Annotated in this window: 11 protein-coding genes; 7 read left to right on the forward strand and 4 right to left on the reverse strand. The window is 35.3% G+C overall.

From position 1 onward, the window contains the following. Positions 1-19: 19 nt before the first annotated feature. Both porV and porU read right to left on the reverse strand, forming a co-directional pair. The gene (gene porV, locus SOP96_RS14650; protein ID WP_326321673.1) at positions 20-1183 is read right to left on the reverse strand and encodes a type IX secretion system outer membrane channel protein PorV; all 1164 of its coding nucleotides are present in this window, start codon (positions 1181-1183) and stop codon (positions 20-22) included. A 60-nt stretch (positions 1184-1243) separates the two neighbouring features. Then, the gene (porU, locus tag SOP96_RS14655) at positions 1244-5140 is read right to left on the reverse strand and encodes a type IX secretion system sortase PorU (protein WP_326321674.1); all 3897 of its coding nucleotides are present in this window, start codon (positions 5138-5140) and stop codon (positions 1244-1246) included. Positions 5141-5304: 164 nt separating this feature from the next. On the opposite strand from porU, the gene gldJ reads away from it, so the two are divergent. After that, on the forward strand, positions 5305-6900 hold the full coding sequence (gene gldJ / locus SOP96_RS14660) for a gliding motility lipoprotein GldJ (RefSeq protein WP_326321675.1): 1596 nt from the start codon (positions 5305-5307) through the stop codon (positions 6898-6900). A 64-nt stretch (positions 6901-6964) separates the two neighbouring features. Continuing rightward, on the forward strand, positions 6965-8236 hold the full coding sequence (locus tag SOP96_RS14665) for a UDP-N-acetylmuramoyl-tripeptide--D-alanyl-D-alanine ligase (RefSeq protein WP_326321676.1): 1272 nt from the start codon (positions 6965-6967) through the stop codon (positions 8234-8236). Here the strand turns inward: SOP96_RS14665 and SOP96_RS14670 are convergent. Next, entirely contained in the window at positions 8229-8840 is a 612-nt protein-coding gene (locus tag SOP96_RS14670) for an NUDIX hydrolase (RefSeq protein WP_326321677.1), read from the reverse strand. The genes SOP96_RS14665 and SOP96_RS14670 overlap by 8 nt on opposite strands. Positions 8841-8879: 39 nt before the next feature. On the opposite strand from SOP96_RS14670, the gene SOP96_RS14675 reads away from it, so the two are divergent. Further along, the gene (locus tag SOP96_RS14675) at positions 8880-9269 is read left to right on the forward strand and encodes an SRPBCC family protein (RefSeq protein ID WP_123855335.1); all 390 of its coding nucleotides are present in this window, start codon (positions 8880-8882) and stop codon (positions 9267-9269) included. Between the two features lie 26 nt (positions 9270-9295). On the opposite strand, the gene SOP96_RS14680 is transcribed toward SOP96_RS14675, so the two are convergent. Then, positions 9296-9691 (reverse strand): helix-turn-helix domain-containing protein, encoded by a 396-nt coding sequence (locus SOP96_RS14680; RefSeq protein ID WP_326321678.1) that lies wholly within the window; start codon positions 9689-9691, stop codon positions 9296-9298. A 107-nt stretch (positions 9692-9798) separates the two neighbouring features. Between SOP96_RS14680 and SOP96_RS14685 the strand changes: the two genes are divergently transcribed. The 4 genes from SOP96_RS14685 to SOP96_RS14700 all read left to right on the forward strand — a co-directional run bounded on the left by SOP96_RS14685 (position 9799) and on the right by SOP96_RS14700 (position 12977). Further along, positions 9799-11349 (forward strand): T6SS effector amidase Tae4 family protein, encoded by a 1551-nt coding sequence (locus tag SOP96_RS14685; RefSeq protein ID WP_326321679.1) that lies wholly within the window; start codon positions 9799-9801, stop codon positions 11347-11349. 4 nt (positions 11350-11353) lie between these two features. After that, on the forward strand, positions 11354-11812 hold the full coding sequence (locus SOP96_RS14690) for a hypothetical protein (RefSeq protein ID WP_326321680.1): 459 nt from the start codon (positions 11354-11356) through the stop codon (positions 11810-11812). Beyond that, positions 11813-12292: a hypothetical protein gene (locus SOP96_RS14695; RefSeq protein WP_326321681.1), complete on the forward strand. Its 480-nt coding sequence runs from the start codon at positions 11813-11815 to the stop codon at positions 12290-12292. A 343-nt stretch (positions 12293-12635) separates the two neighbouring features. Then, the gene (locus SOP96_RS14700; protein WP_326321682.1) at positions 12636-12977 is read left to right on the forward strand and encodes a hypothetical protein; all 342 of its coding nucleotides are present in this window, start codon (positions 12636-12638) and stop codon (positions 12975-12977) included. The last annotated feature ends 90 nt before the right edge of the window (positions 12978-13067 follow it).

Here is a 13067-nt window from a genome sequence, read left to right on the forward strand (position 1 = left end):
TATGGGTATGTAAAATTTCTTAATAATCTGCATTTGATGTTTCTTCACCAATGTTCCAGGTAAGTCCGAAACGCAGGGTATTGTCCAATGCCGTGTTAATTTTGGATACATTGATAAGGTATGAGATGTCAAGACCGAAAGAACGGTATTTTAATCCGATACCTGCCGTAGCAAACTGTCTTGCTCCCTGCTCTTCACTTTCGTGGAAATAACCGGTTCTTACAGCGAAAGCATTGTCATATGAATACTCTAATGCACCACTGTACATGATGGAATTTTTGTTCTTAAAAGATTTTCCGATTCCGGACATCACGCCAACGTTGGGAACTTCATAGATAGGCTGTCTTGTATTTGGGTCTATTCCTACATATTCTGAACCTGGTACCAGGATTTTAGAACCTTCAACGCTGATGCCGACTCTGTTCATATCATCAAGATACATGTCGTAACCAACACCTAATCTTGCCATGGTAGGAAGATAAGATCTTGATTCCTCATTTCCGGTATAGTCTAATTTAGGACCAAGATTCTGTAAGGCAAAACCTGCATTCACTTTTCCATCCATTCCTCCTAAGCTTGAAAATCTCGGGGAAGTATAGTATCCCGAAACATCTACTGCAAAAGAGTTGGCTGGTTTCAGGGTGGTATCCGTATTGAATCCTCCGGCTAAGTCTGAACGGATGAATCTACCGGTAACAGCCATAGAGTAAGAATCTGAAAGCTTAAGGCCGTACGCCACGTCAATAGAGAATTCGTTTGGCTTGGAAGTACCTAATGAAGTTACTTCATTTCCTACTAACTGAGTAAGATCCACTTCGCCCATATTAAAGTAATAAATACTTGCCGAAATGGTAGATCGCTCTTCCTGCCCTAAAAATTTATGGAATGCTCCATATAATAAAAACACATCATTGGTAAGCTTTCCCATGTACGGAGTGTAGTTTAATCCCACGGAAGAACTTGTTCTGCTGAAAGGATATTTTGCAGCGTTCCAGAATTGAGAAAACGCATCCGGAGAGGTAACGACCCCCTGGTCTCCCATACCTCCAGATCTTGCATCTGGCGCGATTCTTAAGAAAGGAGCTCCGGTTAATACAGGTCTTACAAGGCTTAAATCCTGAGAGTAGCCTAAAAAGCCAGCACTTAACCCAATTCCTAAAAGCAGTTTAGTAGTTAAATTCATATGTTGTCTTTTATATATTATCAGTTTTTTGTTGATATTATTATTGTTATTGTTTTAAAATTATTTCAAAAGTACCATTTTTTCTACAGCTGTAGCACTTCCTTTGCATTTTTCTTGATTTTGACTTTTTGCAAATATCTTAAAAATATACGTACCTTTTGCTACTGTGGCACCAAAATCATCTCTTCCATCCCATTCTATAGCCTGACGAGGCGTTCTAAAGCCCTGTAAAAACGGTTCTGCAACTACCGGCTGAGATAACGTTCTTACCAGTTTTCCTGTAATGGTATAAATCTGAACATTTACATCGAGAATATCATCACAATTATGTTCAAACTGAACATAGGTTTTATTGGTAAACGGGTTCGGCCAGTTTAGCGGTCTGTTGATTACAAGATGCTGGTCTGCTTCATCCTTAACTTCAAAATTTAACGTTGCAGTTGTAGAATTATTGTTTATATCCCAAACTTTAAATGTCAATTGATGCTGTCCTATTGAAAGGTTTCTGAAAGGGTAGGTTACATTCCCTTTTTGATAGTCTGCCAAACCGGGGTTAAGGCATCCGTTTCCTTCTCCGGAAGCAAAAAAGTCATTCAGCACAATGGTATTGATAATTTGGCCGTCCAAATATACAGTAATATCGTGACCAATACCAGAACCTGTGGAATTAATTCCTGTATCATCCGTAATACATGCGAGAAGCATTGGGTTCTGATCCGTTATACCACCTTCTGCAAAGTTGGTGTTATTCATGTAAAGCTTTACTTTTGGCGGCTCATTATCGTTAATTCCGTTCGGGTTGATATCTCCAACCTGCACTGCCTGATTGTTGAATACATCACTTGCCTTATTATCTGCATATCCAAGGATTCTTCCCTGTCCCACAGCATAATTGATATCCTTAGGTACATAAAATTCTACCGTGAATATACCGTTTACAGCAGTTCCGGAAGCTTTTACAATAGCACTTCCTTCTTCTGTATACTGCAGAACAGGGGTCAGTCCGCCATCGTTATTTAATGTAGTTTTATTTAATCTTTTATCAAAAATATTGATGACAACACGCCCATTAAAAGTAGTGTTGGTTGTTCCGTTTGGATTGTTGATGTGCCCAGTAACTTTCACAAAATCCAACCCCCTGATGAGTCCCGGAACCGGCGTTTCAATATTATCAATGACCAGTAATCGTTGCGGCCTGCTCAGTTTCATCGCAGGATCTCCCAGAAAATTAACTTTCAGATGGTCTGTTGCAGCACCTTTTTGTTTTTTGGCGTTGAGATGAGCCATTCCCAGTGTCTCAAAATCATCATTGTTCAATTTGAAAATATTCTGAGTATAAAGATTGGTAAAATCTACACCGTATCCTACATCAATTGCGCGGCTTGAAGTAATCATCGTTGCAGGACCTCCCTGTTTCATTTTAAGGAACTGTTCACCTGCCGAAGAGGTATCCGGCTCATCCCAAAGCGTAAATTCGCAGGTGATGGTTGACACAAAAGGAAATCTGCTGTATACATTAGAGAAGTTGTTGGCATTCTGAACTTCAGATAAGGTTAAAACTCTTTCCTGAGCCCATCCGTTGATCCCTCCATGCCCGAAATAGAACATATATAAACTGTTTCCTATATCATTTGAAATAGCCTGGTTCACCTGAGGATACCTTTGTCCGCCGGCTGTACTTTGTGCCTGAAAAGCATCCAGGTAAAGTTTTCTGACATTATATTCTTTGAGCACAGTTGTAGGCTGTTCGAAAACAGTGGCTAAAGAATTATTCATAACCGTATGGAAAGGTGTTCCGCCGTCATTATCATCATCAACTATAAAATCAAGCTTCATTTTCCATTCTCCGAATGGGGTCGACTGGCCTGATAGACTGTTATAATAAGCCAGCACTTTGTCTATCATATTGGCTGCTTCCGTTACGTTTGCCGCAGGAAGCCTTCCCACAGGAAGGTCAGGAAGATTGTTCGGGATAAATTCTGTTGTCTGAGGCTTAGTCATTACAATATAATCATCAGTCACAAAAGATCTTATCACGTCGGAAGATTCTTCACTCTGATAACTTGTCACAACATTGGAATTATTGGAGATTCTGTTTTTAAAATCGTAGGAAGTGTCTCCTAAAATAAATACATATTTTAAGGTTCCTAAAGGAGTGTTCAGTTTTGTTACAAAGTCCCTGATTGCCGTAAGATCCCTGCTTCCGCTGCCAAATTCATTAAATATCTTATCCGTATCTACAATCTGTACATTATAGTTATTTTTTGTCTGGTGATAGTTAGCAATTCTTTGAGCCTGCCCCATCATTTCGGGAACCGTAATGATCAGATAATCTACATTCTGAAGTGCAGAAAGGTTCTGGTTATTGATACGTCCTACAAACTGTGGAGAATAAGCTGCATCAGCTCTAAAAGCTACAAATTCGTTATTGAAATTCTGGTCTGCCGCTGTATAAGCGAAATTGAATGTTGTATTCCCGGCTGCTTTATTCACCCTTCTGTTGGCGTTCGTAATGTCTGTAACATCCCAGATTTGCTCCGCTGCGGAGGCATTTGACAGACTGAAGCCGTAAGTGGTATTGCTTCCGCTTTCCAATGAAAAATCCCTGAAGTTCATCTGAGTTCCGTTGAAACTGAGGTTATCTTTATATTGTACCTCAAGATAATCTACATAAAAGTTTCCGTTGGGATTAACTGTAATGTTCGGTTTTAAATTAAATGTGATCTGATTTCCGGTTAATCCGGATATGATCCCGGAATATCTTAACGGGAAAAATTCATTAGTTCCACCGGAATTCGCAGCCGGAATCGTAATGCTCAAAGGATTTTGTGTATTAATATCAAATGATATGCTGTTTTGCTGAGATTTATATCCTATTACCTGTGCTCTGTATCGTATTTCATCCCCCCCCTGAATGGCTGATGCCGTAGTAAAAGTTACTGCTTTATCCGTTGTAAACGGGATGTCTTCAACCCATAATCTTCCTACTTTCATCAGGTTTTTCTGATCTTTATTTATCACTTGGTAATTATCAAATCTTGTGATAAGTGGAGTAGCCGGCAGATTAACATCTATCGTCTGAACCCTTTTTCCGGGACCCTTGTCAAAGTTGATATAATAATAAGAATAATCTTCATAAATGTTTTTCACATTCTCACTTCTGTCACTTCTGGTATCCCTTCTTTTAAATCCGTTTCCGTTGGAGGTATTATAAAGATTATATCCATCAGGTCCCTGTGCGTAAAACAGTGCATAGTCACTATCATGCCAGACACCGTCATCTTCTCCCACCACCTGAATTGCATTTTCCTGAAGCGCACTGTATTTTACATCCTGATTATATTCAGGAAGCATAATTCCTCCGTTTCCGTAGATTCTGAAATTTTTAGGATTTACAGAGGAAGGATTGATGCCATTATCCTGTAAAAACTGTTTCGTAATTCTGAAAATACCGGTTTTGTCAACCCGAATTTTATAAAAATTTCCTGTTGATAATGGATTGGCTGTGCTTCCTACCTTTAAGGTATTTGCAAAACTGTTGGGTGCGTTTGTTTCTGAAATTTCAAAAGAGCTCAGTCTTTTTACCTGTCCTTTCTCTCTTTTAAATAAAGCGACATTAATGCTTGCATAACGTTGTCCTTCCAGGTTGTAATAGGCAACATCCTTTACCTCATAATCGGGAAGAAGATCTTTGCTGATCTCAAACAAATCTTTTGCAGAGATGTTTTCCCACACAGGATTAGAAACTTTTAACTGCTTTTCACCAACCTGTTGTCTGGTTGTTATAAAAATGTTATTTTGGCTGAATGAAAATCCCTGATTTTTAAAATTGGGAAGATTGAGTTTTGTATCACCATAATCCCGGATTTTAGAGCCGTCCCATTCTATGGAGATTCTCTGAGCCCAGAGGGTTGATACAAAGCCTAATAAAAATAAAAGCGAAATTTTTTGTTTCATGTTTACTCTTGAAATTTCTGAATTACAAAATAAATGAAAATTTTATAATTAAATTGTGATACAATAAAATTAATTTGTTAACGTTTTTCAAAAAAATCAACTCTTTACTTGATTTATTGAATAATTTATTTTTTCTTTGTACTTTGAAAATATTTATATCGACTATGAAAAAACTAAAGTTGTTTTCATTAATAGCATTAAGTTCTACACTTGCATTAACCAGTTGCGGAGGATCTAATAATGGCGGCGGTACTAAAAAGTTTGTCAGCAAAACAGGTTGGAAACCAAACGAAAAACAAGGTTGGTTTTTTGCAGGAAAGCAACAAAAGCAGAAAGGTTGGCCGGGAATGGTATATGTAGAAGGTGGAACTTTTACAATGGGATTAGTGAAAGATGATGTTATGCACGATTGGAATAACTCACCGCGCAGAATGCAGGTAAGCTCGTTCTTTATCGGGGAAACTGAAATTACTAACTACGAATACCGCGAATACCTTACATGGTTGAAGTATGTATTCCCTCCAAGCGATCCGAGCTTTAAGGAAATCTACAACGGTGCTTTGCCGGATACCTTATTGTGGGATAACAAATTATCTAGAAATGATTACAACGAGACGTATTTCCGTTCTCCAGAGTTTGATTACTATCCGGTAGTGGGAGTATCCTGGACTCAGGCAAACAGATACTGCGAATGGTTGTCAGACAGAGCTAATGAAAAAGCTTTGATGCAGGCGGGTATCATTGCAAAAGATTTGTATATCAACGAATCCAACAATCAGGGCGGAACTGCATTCAATATGGATAAGTTCAAATCGAATGATCCTGAAATGCAGGGATACATCAACGAAAAAAGAATGCAGCAGAAAACAGGGTTGAAAACAACCAACCAGAGACTGCTTGCTGCCAACAGAGCTCCAAATGCTGCCATGGTAACAAAATTCAGACTTCCTACAGAAGTAGAATGGGAATATGCAGCTTTAGGTTTAGCTAAAAACAGAGAGTATAACCAATATATGGGTAAAACACCTCAGATTGAAAAATTAAGAGGTACCAAAGGAAGAGATAGAGGAATGTTCCTTGAAAACTTTAAAATGGGTGCCGGTGATTACTCTGGAATCGCAGGATGGAAAAACGACGGAGCTGCACAAACTTCCGATGTTAGACAATTCCCTTCCAATGATTTAGGAATCTACGGTATGTACGGAAACGTTGCAGAATGGACGGCAGACGTATACAGACCAATCATTGATGAAGACTTCAGCGATTTCAACTATTACAGAGGAAATATGCCTCAGGCTATCGTGAGAAACGGAGACGGTACTTATAAAATGGTAGACGAAAGCAGCATCAAATATGATACTTTGGCAGACGGAAGATTAGTTTACAAAAACCTTCCGGGACAATTTGAAAGAGAAACCATTGCAGATTACCGAAACTACAGAGACGGCGACAGAATGTCTTCCCTGGATTACAGAAACGCTTCAGATTCTACTTCTGCATACGACATGTACAACTCTCCTAAATCAAGATTTATTGTAGATGGCAACGGTAGAGTAGTAATGCAGAAAGACACGAAAGAAAGAACTTCTGAAATTTCTAATGATATTAGAGTAGTAAAGGGTGGTTCTTGGCAGGATACAGCATATTGGCTTGATCCGGGACAAAGAAGATATAAAAGCCAGGATAAAGCATACGGATGGATTGGATTCCGTGTAGCTCAGGATGCAAGAGCAAATGAAAAGAGTAGAACAAGAAGATAATATTTATTAAAATAATTTTCAAAAAAACCTTCCGGAATTCTGGAAGGTTTTTTATTTTTGAACCATGAATACAGAACAATTTTACCCTTTGTTTTTACAAGCTGCAAATGTGGTTATCGACAGTAGAAAAATTGAAAAAAATGACATTTTCTTTGCCTTTTCAGGAGAAAATTTCAATGCGGCCACGTTAGCTGAACAAGTCATAGACAAAGGTGCTTTAGCTGTTATTGTAGAGCAGAAAGAGTATGAAAATCGTGAAAAGAATATCTTTTATGTCCCCTCAACCTTAGAATTTCTGCAAGAACTCGCAATTTATCACAGAATGAAACTTCAGACCCCGATAATCGGATTAACCGGAAGCAATGGGAAAACCACAACAAAAGAAATTATTCATGCTGTTCTTTCGGAAAAATTCAATGTTCAGTATACCCGCGGAAATTTAAACAATCATATCGGAGTTCCTTTAACAATTCTTTCCATTAAACCAGAGCATGATATGGCTGTCGTTGAAATGGGAGCCAACCACCAGAAAGAAATTGAATTTTTGTGTACGATCTCAATGCCGGATTTTGGGTATATTACCAATTTCGGCAAGGCCCATCTGGAAGGATTCGGCGGTATTGAAGGAGTAATAAAGGGTAAGTCCGAACTTTATAATTATCTCAAAAATAACGACCGTACAGTTCTTGTTAATGAAAATGATCCTATTCAGGTTGAGAAAACCAAAGAATATTCAAAGAAAATTACGTTCGGAAATGCAGAATCAGATTACCAGTTTGAATTATTTTCGGAACAAAACTTTGTAGGCTTAATTTACAAAAACCAAAAAGCGGTTTCAAAACTTACTGGAGAATATAATTTTACCAATCTTTGTGCAGCGGCAAGTCTTGGACTTCATTTCGGAATTGATTTTAATAAAATCGGTTACGCAATTGAAAATTATACGCCTACCAATATGCGTTCTCAAATCGTTCAAAAAGGAGATAAAACATTAGTTTTGGATACTTACAACGCCAATCCGAGTTCAATGGCTGCCTCCATCAAAAACTTTGCTGCTTTTGCAGACTCAAAAACACTTATTATCGGCGATATGCTGGAACTTGGTGATGAAAGTGAAAAAGAACACCTGAACATTCTGGAGCTTGCTCATGAGTTAGGTTTTGATGAAATCATTACAGTAGGTAAAATTTTCAAAGCCGTTAACCATTCACCGTTGAGTTTTGAAGATACCTCCGCTTTAACTGAATATCTCAAGGCCAATACGATCTCTTCGAAGAATGTACTTCTGAAGGGTTCAAGAGGAATTGCCCTGGAAAAAGTAATTGATTTTATTTAAGTTTTTTATTCCAGAATTCCTGGATAATCAGCCGGATATTTTTGAATGTGCTTGGAAAAACTTCTTCTTCAATCTGAAGGGTATTTTTCCAGGCAACTTCTGTGATACCTTCTTCAATCTGCGGTTTTGAAGTATCTTCACCATCGAACTTCATTTCAAACCAATGCGTGCATTTTAATACTTTATCGCCGTTTCTTTCAATATAGATATGATAAGTCGTATTGATGAAGCTTTGCAGTTCTACATGCTGCAAGCCGGTTTCTTCTTCAATTTCCCTTACGGCAGATTCTTCACGGGATTCTCCTTTTTCCATTTTTCCTTTCGGAAGGTCCCATTTTCCCAGTCTTTTAATAAAAAGAATATCTCCTTCAGGATTACTTACAATACCGCCGGCAGCTTCTATAATCCTGAAAAGTTTCTGAAATTCCGACCAGATTTCATCAATATTTTCCCCGAAAACATTTAATTCTTTTACAGATGTATTTTCAAGAAGATCAAGAGCGATCTCCAGGCTTGTGACGTTTTCGTATCCAAGCGTTTTTTCTAAGTTTTCAGATTGCTTAGACAACAGTAATTTTTTTTCGTTCACAAAAACTTTATACATATATTTGTAAGAATTAAGAATTTAATACAAAAATAAAAAATGAATTTAGAAGGACGAAAGATTATTGTGAATAAATCATCTAAAGACCTGGTAGAAATACTAAAATCTCCTGAAAATTACAAAGATTTTATGCCGGATGGTTTACAGAAGTTTGAAACGAGAGAAGACGGATTTAAATTCGGGCTGCAGGGCATGCCGGAAATTGCTCTTAAAATTGATGAAGTAACGGATGAAAAGGCGGTTTTGAAGTCTGCAAGTTCCAGCCTTGATTTTTCACTGACAGCGGCTTTGCATCCTCTTAATGAAAACCAGACTGAAGTACAGATGCTGTTTGAAGGAAAGTTTAACCCGTTTATCAAAATGATGGTGGAAAAACCTCTTCAGAACTTTATCAATACCCTTACGGATAAGATTGAAGCTTATAAATAATAAAAAGTCCTGAATAATCGGGACTTTTATTTTGTATTTAAAGTATTAATAATGCTTTGCAATTGTTCAATCATTTTGTCTTTATCTTTTAATCTTTCTTCATACAAATTCTCAATCTTTTCAGTCTTATCTTTATTTTCTTGATACAAATTTTGAACTTCTTGATGTCCTACAGATCTATCATAAAAGTTTTGCTGATTGTAAATATTATTAGGTGTCACATCCAGCAGATCATAAACAGGAGTTTCAAGAATTTCAGCAATCTGATACAATCTGTCTACTGTAAGTTTTGTTTCATTTTTTTCTATTTTGCTATAAGCAGCCTGGCTAATGTTTAATTCGTCGGCCATATTTTCGTGGGAAAACCCTTTCTTTTTGCGGTACTCTTTTATTTTTTCTATAATAACTTCCATGGTATCCATAACTATAAGTTATAATTTTAAATTCAAAAGTAATATTTTTTTTGGAAAAGTTTTGTTTCTATTAGAAAAAAAATATTATTATTGCATAAATAATTAATCAACAAACGATGAAAAAAACTTATTACCTGATGCTATTAGCATTAATATTCCTAAATTGCAGGCAAGAGAGTATAACTTCCGAAAATGAAATTGTTACGGATTATCAAAAAATTTCTCTTAAGACAATTAATTTAAGCCAAAGCGATCCTATTGCTCAAAAAGCCTCATTAAAAAAACTTTCTTTAAAAAATGAACAAGAGATTTCCATTGATTATAACCATGTGGAATATCTAGACTATGGAAACCTGAAAACATATACCTTTAAAATCCTAAATAGTGATCCAGATGCACCTTTTCAAAATATTGTAGTAATTGAACATCCTGACGGAAATATTAAAACAAAAGTTGTAACATATGATCTTTCACCGAGTGAGAAATCAAACTTATTAAAAGGAAACGGGATCAATTATGCAGGAAGAGTAAGTTCGGTGCTTACTGATGCTAATTCCGTAAGCGGGAAATTCGAAGCCAATGGTAAATGTTATCAGGAAACAGTTGTATATGTGCAATGCGGCTCCGGACAGCATAACGCAAACAATGTAGATCAATGGAGCGAATGTACCCATCCTAAGAAACCGCAAACTTACATTAAAATAGAAGAAGTGAGCTGCAACAATGGAGGTGGCGGCGGTACCGGAATTATAGGAGGAGATTCAGGAAACCCTTCTGAACCAGGAATGATGGATTTATTAACCCCTACTATACCTGTACCCAATAATTTTGCCTATGTAAAGTTCATAAGTACATTATCTCCTGTTCTTCAGCAGACCATTAATAATGAGAATAACCAGGATTTTTACTGGGGCCTGAATAATTATTTTTATGCTAATGTGTTTAATCAACAATTGAAAGACTTTATTACCTGGGCAATACAATTTAAATCGACGAATCCTAATATTTCCTGGGAGCAGTTTGAGAATTGGTTTATGGGAGAATCTGAAGGAAAAGATGGAGAAGATTATGATGCTACATATTGGGAGGATCCAAATCTAACTTTTCCAGCACAAAACCTTCCAACTTTACAGAATTTTAAAAATGCTTATCCAAAAAATTCATCAGGAACATTTGAAATGAATTTTGCAGATGTCTATAATTTAGTTGGTGGTACGCCAAAAGCATTGAGAGATGGTGTATTAAATGATAATGATCCAAATAATGATAGAAGATATGATAATGCATGTGCATTAAGAACATCAAGAGCACTAAATTATTCTGGAGTTGTCATACCATATATTCCAGGAAAGACATTTAAAGGAGCAGATGGTAAATATTATTTTTTAGGAGCAAGAAACTTGTATGAATGGATGAAAAAAACCTTTCCACCTACACCATCAAATAGCATTGTACTTTCAGGTGCCCAAGGTGGAATAAATGGACAGAACTTTCCTAACTTATTGCAAGGTCATCAAGGAATTTATATATTATTGCCAGTTAATGGTTCTGATTCTTGTTTTGGGGCTACTGGACATGCAGGTATATATACGTCACCAGATTTAACTCATTATTACTTTAATGCAACATGTGGAGTAAGTTCAATTACATTATGGATATTAAATTAAAAAGATGAAAAAAACAGTAATTTTTCAATTATTTATAATAGAAATTATTTTAATTTCTTGTAATTCATTAAATCCAAGCGGGAAAAAACAATATGTAACAAATTTTAAAAAAGATTTTAAAAAAGCTGCTTTTTGTCATTGTGTTTTATACGGTTACAATAATAAAAAAGTAACATCCTTCATAACCGAAGTAGATAAATCATTCTATAGTCCAATTATAGGAAGTGTATTTTCGGAAGAGCTGAATGAAATAGCAGTAAATGAATATGCTTTAATGAAAAAGGATTCTCTATTTTCGATAGAAACTACTTCTGAAGCCAATGCAGGAAAAAAAGTAATAAATCATTGTTTATCTTTTTATGAAAGTAAAAAACTAGATTCTCTTACTATTATTCAATACAAGCGGTGGAAAAATATTAAAAATATTGATTCATTGATTGAAGTGAAAAATCCAGCCTATTAAATGAAAAAAATAAAAATTTTCATTCCAACATTATTATTTTTATTTATCCTTTCCTGTTCAGCCAACGAAAGGCCACAGTTTCAATATAGGAGTGACAGAACCAAAAAATATAATGACCAGTATTTTTATAGTAAAAGATTTAGAGATAACATTTTTTATAAATGTTTACAATATGGTTATGGCGACAGCCTCAATTTTAAAATAGGAAAACTAATGGCTGAAAAAGATTTATTTTCTCCATATGATGAGCCATTTATGCCCCGGGAAGAATCTATGCAAGACAGCTTAGCAAAAAGAATAATTTCAAATATGCCAACACCATATATTCATTTAGAAGATGAGACAATAGAAGGGAAGAACTTTATCATTTCTTCTTGTTTAAGTTATTATGAAAGTAATGAACTGAATATTATCATTAAAAAACTATATAAACAAAAAGTTAAAGAAGATAAAAAGCTTTGGGGAAAAGATTATAAATAAACTTGGGCAAATGCTTTTAATATAATGATATGGAAACAATAAGTGAGTTTAGTTCATGTTTATTTTTTTTGCAAATAATAGCATTAATTTTTCTTATGATATTGTGCTATTTTGTATATAAAATTCACAAAAAAATAAAATAAAAACTTAACCGCAGAAATTTCTGCGGTTTTAATTAAAATTGTAATATTAGTTTAAGAAAAATGAGAAATATTCTTTTTAAAATTAAATATATACTAATACTATTCATTTTTTCATCCTGTTCGGTATCTAAAGAGCTGAAGGAAGAAAGAAAGAGCTGGAATTTTAATAACTGGGAAAATGAGTACAAAAACAGAGCATTTTGCTTATGTGTTTAAAAGGGTTTGAAGATAAAAAAATTGAGAATATTTTTTGGGAAAAAGACCGTTCATTCTATAATCCGTTAGGTATAGCAATTTTCGATGAATCATTGAACCCAATAATTGATAATGAGATAAAAAAAATAAGGTATGATTCAATTAATTCTCTAAATAATTATCCGGATGATTTGAAAGGAATTTATCAGAAAAGACAGGTATTTAATCATTGTTTGAAATTTTATAATGGTAAAGACTTAGATAATCTTTCAAAAAAAGAAAGAAAAAACTGGAATAAAATTCCCAGTATTATTGATGAAATCCATAAAGAAATTCCGACATATTGATTATTGAACGTTTTATTAATTTAATAAATTTATAATTATGGAAACAAATGAAATAGATCCAGGAATGGGATTAATTACATGGCAAGTTCT

The organism is Chryseobacterium salviniae (assembly GCF_035819015.1).
GTDB classification, from domain to species: Bacteria; Bacteroidota; Bacteroidia; order Flavobacteriales; family Weeksellaceae; genus Chryseobacterium; species Chryseobacterium salviniae.

Coding starts and splice junctions, on each gene's coding strand:
- porV (WP_326321673.1), bottom strand. CDS start 1,183: ATGAATTTAACTACTAAACTGCTTTTAGGAATTGGGTTAAGTGCTGGC.
- porU (WP_326321674.1), bottom strand. CDS start 5,140: ATGAAACAAAAAATTTCGCTTTTATTTTTATTAGGCTTTGTATCAACC.
- gldJ (WP_326321675.1), top strand. CDS start 5,305: ATGAAAAAACTAAAGTTGTTTTCATTAATAGCATTAAGTTCTACACTT.
- SOP96_RS14665 (WP_326321676.1), top strand. CDS start 6,965: ATGAATACAGAACAATTTTACCCTTTGTTTTTACAAGCTGCAAATGTG.
- SOP96_RS14670 (WP_326321677.1), bottom strand. CDS start 8,840: ATGTATAAAGTTTTTGTGAACGAAAAAAAATTACTGTTGTCTAAGCAA.
- SOP96_RS14675 (WP_123855335.1), top strand. CDS start 8,880: ATGAATTTAGAAGGACGAAAGATTATTGTGAATAAATCATCTAAAGAC.
- SOP96_RS14680 (WP_326321678.1), bottom strand. CDS start 9,691: ATGGATACCATGGAAGTTATTATAGAAAAAATAAAAGAGTACCGCAAA.
- SOP96_RS14685 (WP_326321679.1), top strand. CDS start 9,799: ATGAAAAAAACTTATTACCTGATGCTATTAGCATTAATATTCCTAAAT.
- SOP96_RS14690 (WP_326321680.1), top strand. CDS start 11,354: ATGAAAAAAACAGTAATTTTTCAATTATTTATAATAGAAATTATTTTA.
- SOP96_RS14695 (WP_326321681.1), top strand. CDS start 11,813: ATGAAAAAAATAAAAATTTTCATTCCAACATTATTATTTTTATTTATC.